The sequence below is a fragment of the Sporosarcina sp. NCCP-2222 genome (genome assembly GCF_023168145.1).
In the GTDB taxonomy this organism is placed as follows: domain Bacteria; phylum Bacillota; class Bacilli; order Bacillales_A; family Planococcaceae; genus Sporosarcina.
Genome location: NZ_BQYK01000008.1, coordinates 7,302 through 22,573 on the forward strand (window position 1 = coordinate 7,302; position 15,272 = coordinate 22,573).

Annotated in this window: 16 protein-coding genes; 3 read left to right on the forward strand and 13 right to left on the reverse strand. The window is 45.6% G+C overall.

Features of this window, described 5'->3' with window-relative positions; translation table 11 throughout:
- The 9 genes from NCCP2222_RS15840 to mutY all read right to left on the reverse strand — a co-directional run.
- A partial coding sequence (locus tag NCCP2222_RS15840; protein WP_375709199.1) for an ABC transporter permease occupies positions 1-392 on the reverse strand: 392 nt, incomplete at its 3' end.
- A gap of 18 nt (positions 393-410) precedes the next feature.
- Complete coding sequence (locus NCCP2222_RS15845) at positions 411-1,415, reverse strand: ABC transporter permease (RefSeq protein ID WP_248513305.1); 1,005 nt, start codon at positions 1,413-1,415, stop codon at positions 411-413.
- A gap of 105 nt (positions 1,416-1,520) precedes the next feature.
- On the reverse strand, positions 1,521-3,125 hold the full coding sequence (locus NCCP2222_RS15850) for an ABC transporter substrate-binding protein (RefSeq protein ID WP_248513307.1): 1,605 nt from the start codon (positions 3,123-3,125) through the stop codon (positions 1,521-1,523).
- Positions 3,122-4,135: an ABC transporter ATP-binding protein gene (locus NCCP2222_RS15855; RefSeq protein ID WP_248513309.1), complete on the reverse strand. Its 1,014-nt coding sequence runs from the start codon at positions 4,133-4,135 to the stop codon at positions 3,122-3,124. The genes NCCP2222_RS15850 and NCCP2222_RS15855 overlap by 4 nt, the downstream gene beginning before the upstream one ends.
- On the reverse strand, positions 4,107-5,129 hold the full coding sequence (locus NCCP2222_RS15860; RefSeq protein WP_248513311.1) for an ABC transporter ATP-binding protein: 1,023 nt from the start codon (positions 5,127-5,129) through the stop codon (positions 4,107-4,109). Before NCCP2222_RS15860 ends, NCCP2222_RS15855 begins: the two co-directional genes overlap by 29 nt.
- Before the next feature lie 140 nt (positions 5,130-5,269).
- A complete protein-coding gene (locus NCCP2222_RS15865) occupies positions 5,270-7,015 on the reverse strand; it encodes an ABC transporter ATP-binding protein (RefSeq protein ID WP_248513313.1) in 1,746 nt (581 codons plus the stop codon).
- A gap of 61 nt (positions 7,016-7,076) precedes the next feature.
- Positions 7,077-7,619, reverse strand: a complete 543-nt coding sequence (gene ntdP / locus NCCP2222_RS15870) for a nucleoside tri-diphosphate phosphatase (RefSeq protein ID WP_238079388.1) — start codon at positions 7,617-7,619, stop codon at positions 7,077-7,079.
- Positions 7,620-7,799: 180 nt separating this feature from the next.
- A complete protein-coding gene (locus NCCP2222_RS15875; protein ID WP_282570718.1) occupies positions 7,800-8,207 on the reverse strand; it encodes a gamma-type small acid-soluble spore protein in 408 nt (135 codons plus the stop codon).
- 65 nt (positions 8,208-8,272) lie between these two features.
- Complete coding sequence (gene mutY, locus NCCP2222_RS15880) at positions 8,273-9,331, reverse strand: A/G-specific adenine glycosylase (RefSeq protein ID WP_248513539.1); 1,059 nt, start codon at positions 9,329-9,331, stop codon at positions 8,273-8,275.
- Between the two features lie 99 nt (positions 9,332-9,430).
- Here mutY and NCCP2222_RS15885 point away from each other — a divergent pair, with 99 nt between their 5' ends.
- Positions 9,431-10,414, forward strand: a complete 984-nt coding sequence (locus tag NCCP2222_RS15885; protein WP_248513315.1) for a metal-dependent hydrolase — start codon at positions 9,431-9,433, stop codon at positions 10,412-10,414.
- A gap of 38 nt (positions 10,415-10,452) precedes the next feature.
- Here the strand turns inward: NCCP2222_RS15885 and NCCP2222_RS15890 are convergent, their stop codons facing one another.
- Positions 10,453-10,785, reverse strand: a complete 333-nt coding sequence (locus NCCP2222_RS15890) for a YfhH family protein (protein ID WP_248513317.1) — start codon at positions 10,783-10,785, stop codon at positions 10,453-10,455.
- Complete coding sequence (recX, locus tag NCCP2222_RS15895) at positions 10,763-11,587, reverse strand: recombination regulator RecX (protein ID WP_248513319.1); 825 nt, start codon at positions 11,585-11,587, stop codon at positions 10,763-10,765. Before recX ends, NCCP2222_RS15890 begins: the two co-directional genes overlap by 23 nt.
- Positions 11,588-11,674: 87 nt before the next feature.
- Here recX and NCCP2222_RS15900 point away from each other — a divergent pair, with 87 nt between their 5' ends.
- Positions 11,675-12,574: a TIGR01777 family oxidoreductase gene (locus NCCP2222_RS15900; protein WP_248513320.1), complete on the forward strand. Its 900-nt coding sequence runs from the start codon at positions 11,675-11,677 to the stop codon at positions 12,572-12,574.
- Between the two features lie 103 nt (positions 12,575-12,677).
- Positions 12,678-13,478 carry a delta-lactam-biosynthetic de-N-acetylase gene (pdaA, locus tag NCCP2222_RS15905; protein ID WP_248513321.1) on the forward strand — a complete coding sequence of 267 codons (801 nt, stop codon included), beginning with the start codon at positions 12,678-12,680 and terminating at the stop codon, positions 13,476-13,478.
- Positions 13,479-13,766: 288 nt separating this feature from the next.
- Here the strand turns inward: pdaA and NCCP2222_RS15910 are convergent, their stop codons facing one another.
- Both NCCP2222_RS15910 and NCCP2222_RS15915 read right to left on the reverse strand, forming a co-directional pair.
- On the reverse strand, positions 13,767-14,036 hold the full coding sequence (locus NCCP2222_RS15910; RefSeq protein ID WP_248513322.1) for a hypothetical protein: 270 nt from the start codon (positions 14,034-14,036) through the stop codon (positions 13,767-13,769).
- A 34-nt stretch (positions 14,037-14,070) separates the two neighbouring features.
- The gene (locus tag NCCP2222_RS15915; RefSeq protein ID WP_248513323.1) at positions 14,071-15,252 is read right to left on the reverse strand and encodes an MFS transporter; all 1,182 of its coding nucleotides are present in this window, start codon (positions 15,250-15,252) and stop codon (positions 14,071-14,073) included.
- Positions 15,253-15,272 lie beyond the last annotated feature (20 nt).

Here is a 15,272-nt window from a genome sequence, read left to right on the forward strand (position 1 = left end):
ATCATATCCACCCATCGGCCGTAATAACCGGCTACGATGCCGAGCATACTCCCGACAACGACGGAGAGGACGACGGATAAAAATCCGACAGATAAGGAGATCCTTGCCCCATAGATAATTCTGGATAGGATATCCCTTCCGAAATCATCGGTACCCAGCCAATGAGCGGAAGAAGGTGGCTGCAGACGGTCTGCATGACTCTGGTCATTAATCCCTTCCGGCGCAAGCCATGGAGCTAAAAATGCCACCAGAATAAAGAACAGGACGATTGCCATGCCGACAACCGCAATTTTGCTTTTCCGGAAGTTTTGCCAAGCATCCAGCCATGGCCCGGTCGTCTTATCCATTTTCGCTTCAGCAATTCCATCAACCTTTGGCGTCAATTCAGACATATGTATCGCCCCCTTCTGTTAATCATATTTAATCCTCGCATCAATCAAGCCATATAATAAATCGACAACTAGATTAATCATGACGAATATGAAGGCAACGACTAAAATGCCAGATTGGATAACCGGGTAATCACGGAAATTAATAGCCTCATATATATAGCGTCCGATGCCTGGCCATGCAAAAATCGTTTCAGTCAAGATTGCACCGCCGAGCAGCATGCCCATCTGCAGGCCGATTACTGTCAGGACTGGAATAATTGCATTTTTTAACGCATGCTTATAGACGACCCAAAACATCTTCTGTCCTTTTGCCCGAGCAGTGCGGATGTAATCAGAACGCATAACTTCGAGCATACTCGAACGGGTCATCCGGGCAATGATTGCCATGGGAATCGTTGCAAGGGCAAATCCTGGAAGCACTAAGTGTCGCAACACTTGCCCTAATTGATCAAAGCGTCCTTGGAGAATCGTATCAATCACATACAGATGCGTAATAGCATGTACCGGATCTCTCACTTCCTCGCGCCCTGAAGTCGGCAGCCAGCCGAGTTCAATAGCAATCCCCCATTGCCCTAACAGGCCAAGCCAAAAGATCGGCATGGAAACACCTACAAGCGCCAAAATCATTGCTGTGTAATCAAACCATGAATTTTGGAACCAGGCTGAAATGATACCTGCATTCATGCCAATTACTACGGCAATGATAATTGCAAAGATTGCAAGCTCCAGCGTTGCCGCCAGATGCGGCCAAATTTCGTCTGCCACGGGAAGCCGGGTGCGCATGGATTGACCTAAATCGCCTTTTAAAATACCACCAAGATAATGAAAGAACTGTGAATACCACGGTTTGTCCAGGCCAAGCTTTTCATTCATCGCGGCTACAGCTTCAGGTGTCGCCTGTTGGCCTAATATGACTTGGGCCGGGTTTCCAGGAATCGCCCGGATCATCATGAATACGATGAAAGCCATGCCAAGCAACACGGGTATCAATTGTAATAAACGTCTTCCTACATAGCCGACCATTCCTATTCACCTCTCTACCAATTAGGCGGACTCCTTGCAAGAAGGAAAAGGGAGGAAGCTGACAGCCTCTCCCTTTTTCATCCAGCCTATTACGAGCTATTTTGATTACTTCACTTCCACATTCAACAACATGTCAGAACCAGTAGGATGCGGCTTGAATCCTGTCAGCCCCTTCTTCGCAGCTAACAGCGGAGTGGAATGGGCGATTGGAACCCAAGGAGCTTCGTCATGAATAATTTCTTGTGCTTGGCGGTAATATTCATTCCGCTTCTCTTCATCTACTTCTGTTTGTGCTTTAATGAAAAGGTCATGCATTTCATCATTTTTGAAATACGTGTAGTTATTGCTTCCGATATTATCTTCATCAAGCAAGACGTACAGGAAGTTGTCAGCATCTCCGTTGTCTCCCGTCCATCCTAACATGAACGCATCCGCTTCCCCTTTGCTTGCTTTATCCAAATAGGTAGCCCATTCATAGGAAACGATTTTCGCTTTTACTCCAATGTCAGCCAAGTTGCTTTGGATTACTTCCGCTACTTTTTTGCCGTCTGGCATGTATGGACGAGGTACAGGCATTGCCCATAGTTCCATTTCAAAGCCGTCCGCAAGGCCCGCTTCCGCAAGAAGTTCTTTTGCTTTTTCAGGATTATACTCATACGCTTCGATGTCGTCGTTATAGCCTGAAATGGAAGGCGGCATCGGATTCTTCGCTATGTTTGCACGCCCTTCGAAGAATGAATTGATGATCGTCTCTTTATCAATTGCATAGTTCAATGCCTGGCGCACTTCTTTTTTATCAAATGGAGGACGTGTTACTGTCAATCCCAAGTAGCCTACGTTCATAGATGGACGCTCGATTAACTGCAGATCATCGTTACTTTCAATTTTCTCGCCATCAGCAGGATTGATGCCATCCGCTAAATCGATTTCACCTTTAATCAAGGCATTTAACCGTGCAGAGTTATCTGGTATTGATTTGAACACAACCTTATCAAGCTTCGGCAGTCCTTTTTGCCAATAATCTTCAAACTTCTCAATCGTAATCGTATCGTTTGCTTTCCAATCTACAAACTTGAATGGCCCTGTTCCGACCGGATTCCGTTCGAACTGGTCGTCGCCTTGTTCAAATGCAGTCGGGCTGGCAATCGCAAACATGCTCATCGCGATATTTTTTAAGAATGGCGCTTGCGGTCTTTTCAGCTTGATGACGACAGTTTTTTCATCCTGTGCCGTGACTGAATCGATCACATGCTCTTCGTCTCCTTTGAATCCACCGAACATGGAGCTATAATACGGAAATTTATCCGCATCGCCATTCGCCCAGCGGTCAAAGTTTTTAACGACAGCATCCGCGTTGAAGTCTGTGCCGTCATGGAATTTGACCCCTTCCCGTAAATGGAAAGTGTAAGTCAGACCATCATCAGACGTATCCCATTTCTCTGCTAATCCAGGCTGAATCGTTGTATCCTCTTCTCCGAAATTCAATAACGTTTCGAATAAGTTCACTGTTACTTTAAATGTCTCCCCTTCAGTTACCCTTGAAGGATCCAAAGATGTTGAATCGCCTCCACGACCAAAGACGAGGATGGAACTCCCTTTCCCCGATGAACTATTCCCGCCTTCACTGCCACCGCTGCCACAAGCCGCAAGTATCATCGACAACCCTAACAGCATGACAAATGATAAGGACAGGATTCTCTTTTTCTTCATACAGACCCCTCCAATTGTTTTATATCATTGCCGGCCTGTTCGTTATACAGATGACAGGCGACAGAATGACCAGATTTTTTCTCATTCAAAGCAGGTGTAACTTTTGTGCAAATCTCCATTTTGTGCGGGCATCTCGTATGGAACGGACAGCCCGAAGGCGGATCAGCCGGATTCGGAATATCCCCTTCGATGATGATTTGCTCATTTTTGAAATGAGGATCGGGAATCGGCACAGCTGATAATAAGGCCTGCGTATACGGATGGAGAGGCTCCTCATATAGCTGTTCACTATCGGCGATCTCTACGAGTTTTCCTAAATACATGACGCCTACCCGGTCGCTAATATGCCGGACGACACTCAAGTCATGGGCGATGAATATATAAGTAAGCTTGAATTCTTTTTGTAAGTCTTGCATAAGGTTTAAGACTTGTGCCTGGATGGAAACATCCAGGGCAGAGACAGGCTCATCCGCTATGATCAGTTTCGGGTTAGTCATCAACGCCCTAGCAATCCCGATTCGTTGCCGCTGGCCGCCACTGAATTGATGCGGAAAGCGTTTGGCGTGATAGCTGCTTAACCCGACAACTTCGAGGAATTGCTTCACTTTCTCTCTCCGTTCTTTCTTGGAAGCGATCCCGTGTACGATCAGCGGTTCCTCAAGTATCCTTGCTATACTATGCCGCGGATTCAACGAAGCGTATGGATCTTGGAATACCATCTGAATATCCCGTCTCACTTTGCGCATTTCATCATTCGTCAAAGTGGTGATATCTTTCCCATCAAATTCGACCGTGCCAGCTGTCGGAGATAACAACCGCATCAGCAATTTTCCCGTCGTCGATTTTCCGCAGCCGCTCTCCCCGACAATCCCTAACGTTTCCCCTTCATTCACATGGAAGGAGACATCATCGACCGCTTTCACATGTCCGGCAATCCGGCCTAACGGGCCTTTCTTAACCGGAAAGTATTTTTTTAATCCTTCAACTCTCAGCAACGGCTTCTCTTCCATGTGTCTTCACCCCTTCCCCGTCATATAAGAAGCATCTCGTTTGATGGGCGTCCGAGGTCGCATACAATTCCGGATTTTCCACTTTACATCGGTCAAACGCAAATTCACATCTGGCCGCAAACCGGCAACCCTGTTTAATCGTCCCCGGCCTCGGAACATTTCCGGGAATGGAATAAAGACGATCCCTTTTTTCACGCAAGTCTGGGACAGATTGAATCAGTCCCTTCGTGTATGGATGTTGCGGGTGATCGAATAATGTCTCGGTTGGAGCCTCTTCAATAATTTGGCCCGCATACATGACAATGACCCTCTCGCACACATCTGCCACTACACCTAGATCATGCGTGATCAGCAGGATGGCTGTATGTAAACGTTCATTCAAATCTTTCATCAATTTAAGGATTTGCGCCTGAATGGTCACATCGAGTGCCGTAGTCGGTTCATCCGCAATCAGGATTTTAGGATTGCAAGCTAATGCCATCGCAATCATGACGCGCTGCCGCATCCCTCCTGACAGCTGATGTGGATAGTCTTTCATGAGCTCAGACGCCCTTGGCAATCCGACCATTTTTAGCATATCGACCGCTTTTTGCTGAATTTCCTTTTTGGAAAGCTTTCGCTCATGAATCCGTATCGCTTCGGTCATTTGATTCCCGATGGTGAATAAAGGATTCAGCGATGTCATCGGTTCTTGAAATATCATTGCTATGTCATTGCCCCGAATTTGCCTCATCTCAGCTTCTTTCTTCTCGAGGAGATCGGCGCCGTCATACAGGATTTCACCGCCTACCACCTTCCCCGGCGGATTTGGCACAAGTCCCATGATGGACAAGGACGTTACACTTTTCCCACATCCAGACTCCCCGACAATGCCTAATACTTCCCCTTCCTTCAACTGAAAATCAATATGGTCGACTGCCGGCACTTCACCCGAATCGGTGAAAAAGGTAGTCTGTAAATCCTTCACATCCAGGATTATTTTCTTTTCTACCATCAGATCACCTTTTTCTACTTTTTAGAAATTCTGAAACATTGAATTACTCTTATTATACTTTTTGTAGGTTAAAAGGCAATATGAAATTCCGAAAATAAAAACACCACTGATAATTCTATTTATCAGTAGTGTTTGATAGTTTATAAATTTTGGACTTGGAACAAGTTATAATAAATTCCTTTCTGCTCCATTAATTCTTCGTGCCTACCCGCTTCTTTTAATTCACCATGATCAATGACAATTATTTTGTCCGCATGCGTGACCGTAGATAACCGGTGAGCAACGATGAACGTAGTCCGATCATGTGCTAATCGTTCCAACGATTCTTGGATGAGCGCTTCACTCTCCAAATCCAGAGCGGATGTCGCTTCATCCAAAATAAGCAAAGGCGGATTTTTCAGGAAGACCCGAGCAATGGCGATCCGTTGTTTCTGGCCGCCTGACAGCTTGACGCCCCGTTCACCTACTTTTGTATCATAACCTTCCGGCAAGGACTCGATGAAGTCATGGGCGTTTGCCGCTTTGGCCGCAGCAATGACTTCTTCTTCCGTTGCATCCGGATTCCCCATCATTATGTTGCTCCGTACCGAATCGCTGAAGAGAATATTATCCTGAAGCACGATACCAATCTGGTTCCTCAACGATTTCAGCTGGATATCACGGACGTCATGGCCGTCAATTCGGATGGCGCCCGATGACACATCATAAAACCGCGGTATCAAACTGACAATCGTCGATTTCCCTCCTCCACTCATGCCGACAAGCGCAATCGTTTCGCCCGGCTGAACAGTTAAATTAATCTCTTTCAACACTTCCAGCCCTTCTTCCTCATAAGAAAAGCTGACGTCGTCAAAATCAATGCGGCCCTCAATGACCGGCAAAGGTTTGGCTCCAGGTTTATCTGTAATATCATACGGCTCTTCCATCAGGTCAAACACACGATCCATAGACGCAAAGGACTGTGTCAATGTCGTGGAAGCATTAACAAGACGACGCAGCGGGTTGTACAACCGGTCGATATACGCAATGAAAGCAACCATTGTACCGACAGATAATGATCCATTGATTACTTGATAACCTGCATAACCGATCACCAGCAAAGGCGCAACATCGGTTATCGTATTGACGACTGCGAAAGCTTTGGCATTCCATTTTGTATGATCGATTGCCTTTGCAAGGAAATTGCCATTAGTTCCGTCGAAGTTTTCTTGCTCCTTCTCTTCCAAGGCAAAGCTCTTAATGACACTTATACCGGCTACCCGTTCATGCAAATAACTTTGTACATCTGCGAGAGCTTGTGACCTTTTACGAGTCAGTTCTCGCAGCTTTCCAAAGAAATGCTTCACACTATACGCATAAAACGGGAAGGCAATTAATGTAACAATTGTCAGAGGAACATCCATCGTCAACATAATAATGACCGCAATGATGATGGTTGCCAGGTCGAGCCATACATTCATTAGCCCGATCATGACGAAGTTTTTTGTCTGCTCCACATCATTTATGACCCGGGAAATAACTTCTCCTGCCCTTGTATTCGAATAAAACCGTAAACCCAGTCGCTGCAGATGGGAAAATAAATTCTGTCTGATGTCGTAAAGAATTTTGTTACTGACATACTGTGCGTAATATTGGCGGTAATATTCGACTGGCGGCCGGATGATGAAAAACAGCAGCACCGTGCCCCCAAGCCAATAGAATAAATAGCGTGTCTGTTCTCCCTTTGTCAGATCGTCCGCTCCGATTATGTCATCGAGGACAATCTTTATTAACAATGGAATGAACAACGGAATTGCGAATTTAACGATCCCAATGACGATTGTCAAGAAAATCTGCCAATTGTATGGTTTAACAAACTTCATGTACCGCTTGATACTTTCTCCCATGCCATCACTCCCTTCCAAAAACAACGGAAAGCCCACTGCTGCGTGCAGGAAGGCTTTCCGGTCATGGTTTTTTCACCTGTTTGTAAAATTCATAACGCGATGTCCAAACTTCGATGAAGTCCGGAGCAAACGGGCCTTTACGCTGTTTTATCCATACGAGAAGCTTATCCAGGTTCCGGCGCAAAATTTGATCGATGACATCCGGATAGTTCATCTTCTTTTTATGGTCCGCGTATTCGTCCTCATCCAGTATGACATAACTCATATCCGGAAATACTTTTACATCAAGATCATAATCAATGTACTTCAGCGATTTATTGTCGTATACAAATGGCGAGCTCATATTGACGTAATAGTAGACGCCGTCTTCTCGTAGCATGCAAATGATGTTGAACCAATGCTCAGCATGGAAATAACAAATGGAAGGCTCCCTTGTCAACCAAGTCCGGCCGTCCGCTTCTGTAACGAGTGTCCGTTCATTGGCCCCGATGACAATATTGCGAGTCCCCTTTAACACCATTGTTTCCTGCCATACACGGTGAATGTTTCCATCATGTTTGTAGCTATGTACTTGTATCGTTTCTCCTTCTTTTGGAATCGCCATTTAATAACCACCTTCGGCAACCGTAAATTTGGATGCCTTTTTCTATTTTTTCATTATACCAATTGCCTCTTAAAATTTGAACAAAAGCGATTCCAAGTGGAAAAAGAATGAAAATGTATTCAAACCGAAAGAAACCGGCGGAAGCTTAATTGCTCCCGCCGGCCGGTGATGTCAATCCAATTATTTTGTTTGGTTCCCCTGAGTGCCCGAAGCTTTTTGCTTGTTCATCTCAGCACGTTGATTCTGTTCCTTCACGTGATTTACATCAGTTTCGGAACCGAATTCTGAAGTCATGTTCGTGAACTGACCTTGGTTGTTCATTGCTGAACGACTGTTCTGTTCTTTCACATGGTTCACATCCGTTTCGGAGCCAAACTCAGCAGTCATATTCGAGAATTGACCTGAGTTGTTCATTGCTGAACGTTGGTTTTGTTCTCTCACATGTTGTACATCCGTTTCAGAACCAAATTCACTTCCCAAAGAAGAGAACTGTCCTTGATTCTGAGCGTTCATCGCTGAACGTTGGTTTTGCTGCCTTACATGATTCGCATCTGTTTTGGCGTTTTTGCTGAATGGATTTTTTGTCATGGATTTTCACCTCCGTGAACAATATGATGTGCACATGAGGCGTTTTTATTCGACGGTATTTTTTTCTAATCGACCGGATGAACTACATCCCATAATTTAATGACAGGCATCGGTTTTGGCAACGCTTCAACTTCCTCTGCTGTGAACCATTTTGCCTTTTCTGAGATAACTCCGACATCCGATGTCCTCGCAATATACCCTTTCACTTCCCAAGTTAAATGGGAAAACACATGGTTAAAATCAAATATTGCTGATACCTCATCCAATTGAAGGCCATACTGATTCTTGATCGCTAGGGCAGGATTTTCTTCTTGCATCAGTTCGGCTGTCGGGAACTCCCACATATTCGCTAGTAGGCCTTTCTCCGGACGCTGTTGCATGAACCACTTGCCATTTCCGTCCGTAATTGCAAAAAAAGCCAAAGGAACAGTTTTCATTTTTGTTTTCTTCGTCTTGATCGGCAATTCATCTTGCCGCCCTTCTTCAAAAGCAGCACAGAATTCCCGGACTGGACAAAGCAGGCATTTGGGCCGTGGTATGCAGATGGTAGCTCCAAGTTCCATCAAGGCTTGATTGAAAGCGGAAGGGTCCTCTTTATAGATCAAATCCATAACGGCCTGCTCGAACGTTTTTCTCGTTTTCGGCAAAGCGATATCTTCTTCAATAAGAAGAATCCTTGATAAAACGCGCATCACATTTCCATCAACAGCATGTTCGGGAATACCGAATGCAATGCTTAAGATGGCTCCCGCCGTATAAGGTCCGACTCCACGAAGAGAAGAAATTTCTTTTCTAGTGGTCGGCACGCTGCCGCCATACGATTCCACTACTTCTTTGACACCCTGCTGAAGATTTCGGGCCCTCGAGTAATAACCGAGGCCTTCCCACATTTTTAATAATTCTTCTTCTTTGGCATTCGACAAAGCTTGCATTGTCGGAAACTTCGCCGTGAAACGTTCATAATAAGGAATGACAGTCTCCACACGTGTTTGCTGCAGCATCACTTCTGATACCCAGATTAAGTACGGATCCGTTGTTTTTCGCCATGGAAGGTCACGTTTTTCCCTGTAATACCAGGAAACGAGTGCCTCCTGAAATAATTTTTTCTGTTTTTTCTCCTGCAACAACTTATCCGCCACCTTGCAAATACTTTTTATTCGATAAAAAAAGGGTATATACTAATATTAAGAAGACACTGATGAACTGAAGGAAGGAGTGATCACTTGGATACAGGAACACATATTGTCATGAGTGCGGCAGTTTGCGGAATCGCACTTGCGGATCCTGTCGTTTCTTCGGATCCTGTGACCATGACAGCTGTTTTTGTCGGAATAGCCGGCGGATCCCTCATACCGGATATCGACACCGTTCTAAAATTGAAGAACAATGCCATCTATATCCGGAATCATCGGGGCATCACCCATTCCGTCCCTGCTGTGTTGCTTTGGCCTCTCGTTATTTCAGTGTTGCTTTCGTTTCTGTTGCCTGGTGCAGATTATATCCATGTTTGGGCTTGGACATTTTTAGCCGTATTCCTTCATGTCTTTGTGGACATTTTTAATTCATACGGCACACAAGCCTTGCGCCCCTTCTCCAATCGGTGGGTCGCGATTGGGGTAATTAATACGTTCGATCCGATAATATTTGGATTGCATATTATCGCCATTCTCGCCTGGATACTCGGCAGCAACCCAATATTTACATTTGCACTGCTCTATGCCGTGCTGTTCGGCTACTATCTACTGCGCTTTGCGGTTAAAGCGGCTGTAAAGAAGGCCGTTTGCAACACAGTTCCTGATGCGACAAACATTTTCATTGCACCGACAATGCGGTTTTTCCAATGGCGCGTGGCCGCTTCGAATGAAAAATATCATTACGTTGGACGTGCCTATAAACGGTCCGTAAATATTTACGATCGTTTTGAACGGGAGCCACTGCCTGATTCCCCCTACATCGAGGCAGCTATGAAAGATCGGAATATCAAAGCCTTTGTTTCTTTTTCACCCATTTACCGTTGGGCCATCTCGTATGTCGGCGACATTGTGGAAGTCCGCCTCATCGATTTACGCTATCGGAGTAAAGGGTATTATCCATTTGTGGCAGTTGCCCATCTTAATAAAGACTTGGAAGTCGTCAACTCCTACACGGGGTGGATTTTCTCTGAAGACAAGCTTAGAAAAAAATTGAAGTTCATCCCGAATTCATAAGAGCTGCCTGTCCTATCGCAGGCAGCTCTTATTTTCGGTCATTTCCCTGATTTTAATGGTTTCAGCATGGAAATCGGCAATGCTTCTTCCGCCCGTGTTCCACTCAGTCGGTAACCCCAGGCAAATAGGCCCTTCAAGTAATCCACCTTGAAGAAAACTCCTTCATCCCCATCGATCCGATACACTTCTCCCGGAACAATCGAGTCTGCATCAACCAAATAGGATTGTACAATAACGGCTTTTCTCTGATACACCGCATATTCGTTTACAATGCCAAGCTGCTCCGCTTTACGCGCTTTTTCCATTAGCCGTGCAAATTCAGAGCGAAGCTCGTGTTCTGTCATCTCACTATATTTCTTCTGGCTCTCCATGATCCTCAGTCTCCTTCTTTTCAATGAACCGGTTGATCCGATCCATCGGTATGCCTTTTTGATACATCGCCTGCTTCACCCGGTTGATCAATTGATAACCCGAATGTTTTGAGTGGTACCGACGCCATGCTTTCTCACCGATTGAGTCAGTCATCGCATCCCACTCGTCCTCTTCTATTTCCATCTCCAGGTTATCAATGACTTGATTGACCACCTCATAGGAGAATCCTTTTCGTAATAAGGCGTTCTGGATTTTTTGTTTTAATTGCGCGGGAGGGGTGGAACGATTTCCGTTAACGGCTTTTTCCGCCAACTTTCTTGCTCGCGCAATCTGTTCCTCATCTGAATATTGCTCGATCACTTGTTGTTGTAATTCCTTAGCGATCCCTTTTTTCTGCAAATCTTGTTGAATGGCTTTTGGTCCTTTATTCGAAGTGTTTTTTTGTGTTTGCAATAAAGCCTCCGAAAATGCTTCATCATTTAAGAAACCGAGGCGCTTCAATTTGACGATCGCCTCCAGAATAACCGCCTCTCCAAACTCCAAATCCGCAAGCTTCTTCTTCACTTCAAACTCGCTTCGCATGCGGAACGATAAGAAGTGAAGCGCACGATTAAAAGCCTTTTCAATTTGATCTTCGTACTCGATTTCGCCTTTAGCCCAATCATCCACCTGCATCCCTTTCGTCAAACCAAACTTGACGAGCACGGATTCATGGACGCTGAATGCGTATACTTCATCGAGAAATATATTATATCGTTCGCTATCACGTTTTTGTTGTGTTATTTTCGTAATAACAGACATATAGGCATACCTCCCCGCTATTACTAGTATACAACGATGAGACATGGAGGTCAGCTTTCTGATTTTAGTCGAGAGGAGATGGCTGGAATGAGAGTGGTAATTGCCGGTGGAACAGGATTTGTCGGACGCCATCTTGTGGAGTTGTTGCAGGCGCAACAAGACGAAGTCATCGTGCTTACGAGGCAAGCATCCCATACTTCAAATGGAGTCTCGTATGTTCGATGGCTCAGCGAGGATGCCTGTCCAGAAAAAGAAATAGGGGCAGTCGATGCCTTTATCAATTTGGCTGGCGTCTCAATTAATGATGGAAGATGGAACCAATCCCATCGAGAAGCAATTTTTAACAGCCGCATGGAAGCAACGGATGAATTGTTGAGAATCATCTCGGCGATGGAACAAAAGCCTTCTGTTTTAATTAATGCGAGTGCAATCGGCATTTATCCGACCTCGGAAACCGCTGTTTATACAGAACGTTCAAAAGAAAAAGCAGATGATTTGCTGGGTACAACTGTAACAGCATGGGAAGACAAAGCTTCTGCCGCTTCCCAAATGGGTATTCGCACAGTCTTTACACGGTTCGGAACCGTATTCGGCAAAGAGGAGGGAGCACTTCCGTTAATGGTCATGCCTTATAAGTTTTTCGTTGGAGGCAAAATCGGCAGCGGCAAGCAATGGATCTCCTGGGTCCATGTCGAGGATGTCGCACGCGCCATCTTGTTTGCATTAACACACGATAGCTTGGAAGGGCCTGTAAATGTCACATCGCCTTTCCCGAAAAGGATGAGCGAAGTTGGAAAAGCAATCGGATCCACAATCGGCCGGCCGCATTGGATGCCAGCCCCTGCGCCGCTAATGCAAATCGCATTAGGCAAAAAAAGCAGCCTCGTGCTGGAAGGACAATTTGTCCTGCCTGAAGTTCTCCAAGAAGCCGGCTTCCATTTTAAATTTCCGGTTCTGGAAGAGGCCCTCCATGACTTGCTGGCGTAAAGTATATTTTTTAAAGAACCGCACATCCTAACAACAAAATCCTTGTGGGTGCTTGTCTTGAAGCCTGCCCTCGGATTCTGGAAGAAAAAGGAGTGTGTTACGCATGGAACATCATGGACCCGGGATTTTAATGGCCGCCTTTATCATCGTCGTCGGTGTACTATTTAATCCTTTTGCCGCTAGAGCGGAAGAGTTTCATTGGGGATTCAAAAAAGCATCCGGCGGAGTACCGCCGGATGCAGGAGCCGCATTGGAAACGATACTTGAACGTCATGGCGCCATCTACAAAGGAAAACCGGATGAGAAAATCGCCTACCTGACATTTGATAATGGCTACGAAAATGGCTATACGGAAAGCATTCTCGATACACTCAAAAAAGAGGAAGCCCCGGCAACATTCTTTCTCACTGGTCATTATTTAAAAAGCGCGGCGCCCCTCGTAAAACGAATGGTGAAGGAAGGCCATATCATCGGAAATCACTCTTATAACCACCCGAATATGGCCAGCGTCTCCCAACAAAAGATGGAAGAAGAACTGAAGAAGTTTGACGAACTGCTGAACCAGACAGCCGGCGTCCAGCGAACCAACTACTTCCGTCCGCCTGAAGGAGTTTTCAGCGAAGCCCTACTCGCCCAGGCAAATGAACTCGGATACCGTCACATCTTCTGGTCCGTCGCCTTTATCGACTGGCATGCAAACAAGCCGAAAGGAAAAGCCTACGCGTACAATGAACTCATGAACCAACTACATCCGGGAGCGGTCATCCTCATGCACACCGTCTCTCCAGATAACGCAGAAGCGCTCCCCGACTTTATTCGCGAAGCCAAAAAATTGGGCTACGAATTCAGAACGCTCGATGACTTGGTCCTCGAGTACGAAAATGTTAACTCCATTCTGCACTGAGCATCCACTTTGTGGGTGCTTTTTGTTGGATTGGATTTGTTTCATGGCTTGGATGGCATGACAGTAATATAAGGTGAATGCCAGTATAACGGGTTGAACTCCAATATAGCCGGATGTACGCCAATAACTCATTCTGAACGCCAATATTGCCGGATGAACGCCAATTACTTATTTTGAACGCCAATATAGTCGGATGAACGCCAATAACTCATTCTGAACGCCAATATAGCCGGACGAACGCCAGATAACCAGTATGAACGCCAGAATATAGGATTGAACGCCAGATAATCAGTATGAACGCCAGAATATAGGATTGAACGCCAGATAACCAGTACGAACGCCAGAATATAGGATTGAACGCCAGATAACCAGTACGAACGCCAGAATATAGGATTGAACGCCAGATAACCAGTATGAACGCCAGAATATAGAATTGAACGCCAGATAACCAGTATGAACGCCAGAATATAGGATTGAACGCCAATAAGTCATTCTGAATGCCAATATAGCCGGATGAAACGCCAATATATCAATCTGAACGCCATACAACGCTCCCATCGGTCACTCTGCCTTAATTACCAAAAAGCCTCACTCACCCAATTGCACGCGTCCTTCCTCTCCCTCCAACAAGTGCCACGATAAATAACAAACCAAAGAAGATGGAGAGAATCATCAAAAAGCTCATGTTGGCGAAATGCTCTAAAAACAGGCCGCCGATAAAGGGGCCGGTTAAGCTGCCGATACTGAAGAAAATTCCGCATAGTAAATTCCCGGTCGGCAAGAGATCCTTTGGCGTTAAATCCGACATGTAGGATATGCCGAGCGAGAAGACAGAGCCTAAGAAAATCCCTGTTATAAAAATGGCGATGAGAATAAACAAGACCGTGTCACCAGCTAATCCTGCAAGCAAGAAGCCGACTGCGCCTCCAGCGTAGGTGATTGGAACAATGGTCCGCCTACCGATTTTATCGGACAACATGCCGAGCGGCAGCTGAGATAAAATACCGCCTAACGAGAAAGTCGCCAATATCAGGGAAACCGAACTTAATTCCAAGCCGTTTCGCAAGGCGTACACGGGATACATGGCATTCAGTGATGACTCCAGAAAGCCATAACCAAATGGTCCTAAAAACGCGATGCCGGCGACCGCAATCGTCATTTTCGCCCGTCCTGCAAAATGGCGCCCGCCTGCCTCGTTACTTGATATAACATCCGGAAAATCGTTTTTCAAAGTAAATACGAGGGACCAGGCAGCCATGCAAAGCAGGCCAGATATGATGAAAGGCAGTCCTTCGAATATATGGACAAGCGGTGCAAATAATGGGCCCGCTCCAAATCCCACACTGAAAGACAAACCATAAACCGCAATGTTTCTGCCGAGACGATGGCCCGGTGAAGTGCTCGTAATCCACGTTTGTGTTGAGAAATGAAGGGCATGGTCTCCGATGCCGATGAGTAAACGCAAAATAAACCAGAAAACTACATGCTTCCAAAGCGGAAACAGAAGGAGCGATCCAAAAACGATGATTCCTCCAAAAATAATGACGGGTTTATACCCAAACCGCCGAAGCGGCGCTTCCATGAAAGGGGAAACTAGGAGGGTCCCGATGTAGAGACCTGTAGCATTCAGCCCATTCAATGTACTGGATATACCATCCCGTTCAAAGATCGCTGAAATGAGCGGCAATAACATACCTTGTGAAAAACCTGAGATCGACACGATGATGACTAAAATCCAAAAACGATGCCGTTCTGCCTGAAGTGTTCGATCCATAAGCATTCTGCTCCTTAAAT

Coding starts and splice junctions, on each gene's coding strand:
- NCCP2222_RS15910 (WP_248513322.1), bottom strand. CDS start 14,036: ATGGGAGCGTTGTATGGCGTTCAGATTGATATATTGGCGTTTCATCCG.
- NCCP2222_RS15875 (WP_282570718.1), bottom strand. CDS start 8,207: ATGACAAAAAATCCATTCAGCAAAAACGCCAAAACAGATGCGAATCAT.
- NCCP2222_RS15850 (WP_248513307.1), bottom strand. CDS start 3,125: ATGAAGAAAAAGAGAATCCTGTCCTTATCATTTGTCATGCTGTTAGGG.
- pdaA (WP_248513321.1), top strand. CDS start 12,678: ATGGAACATCATGGACCCGGGATTTTAATGGCCGCCTTTATCATCGTC.
- NCCP2222_RS15900 (WP_248513320.1), top strand. CDS start 11,675: ATGAGAGTGGTAATTGCCGGTGGAACAGGATTTGTCGGACGCCATCTT.
- NCCP2222_RS15915 (WP_248513323.1), bottom strand. CDS start 15,252: ATGGATCGAACACTTCAGGCAGAACGGCATCGTTTTTGGATTTTAGTC.
- NCCP2222_RS15855 (WP_248513309.1), bottom strand. CDS start 4,135: ATGGAAGAGAAGCCGTTGCTGAGAGTTGAAGGATTAAAAAAATACTTT.
- recX (WP_248513319.1), bottom strand. CDS start 11,587: ATGTCTGTTATTACGAAAATAACACAACAAAAACGTGATAGCGAACGA.
- NCCP2222_RS15860 (WP_248513311.1), bottom strand. CDS start 5,129: ATGGTAGAAAAGAAAATAATCCTGGATGTGAAGGATTTACAGACTACC.
- NCCP2222_RS15845 (WP_248513305.1), bottom strand. CDS start 1,415: ATGGTCGGCTATGTAGGAAGACGTTTATTACAATTGATACCCGTGTTG.
- ntdP (WP_238079388.1), bottom strand. CDS start 7,619: ATGGCGATTCCAAAAGAAGGAGAAACGATACAAGTACATAGCTACAAA.
- NCCP2222_RS15890 (WP_248513317.1), bottom strand. CDS start 10,785: ATGGAGAGCCAGAAGAAATATAGTGAGATGACAGAACACGAGCTTCGC.
- NCCP2222_RS15865 (WP_248513313.1), bottom strand. CDS start 7,015: ATGGGAGAAAGTATCAAGCGGTACATGAAGTTTGTTAAACCATACAAT.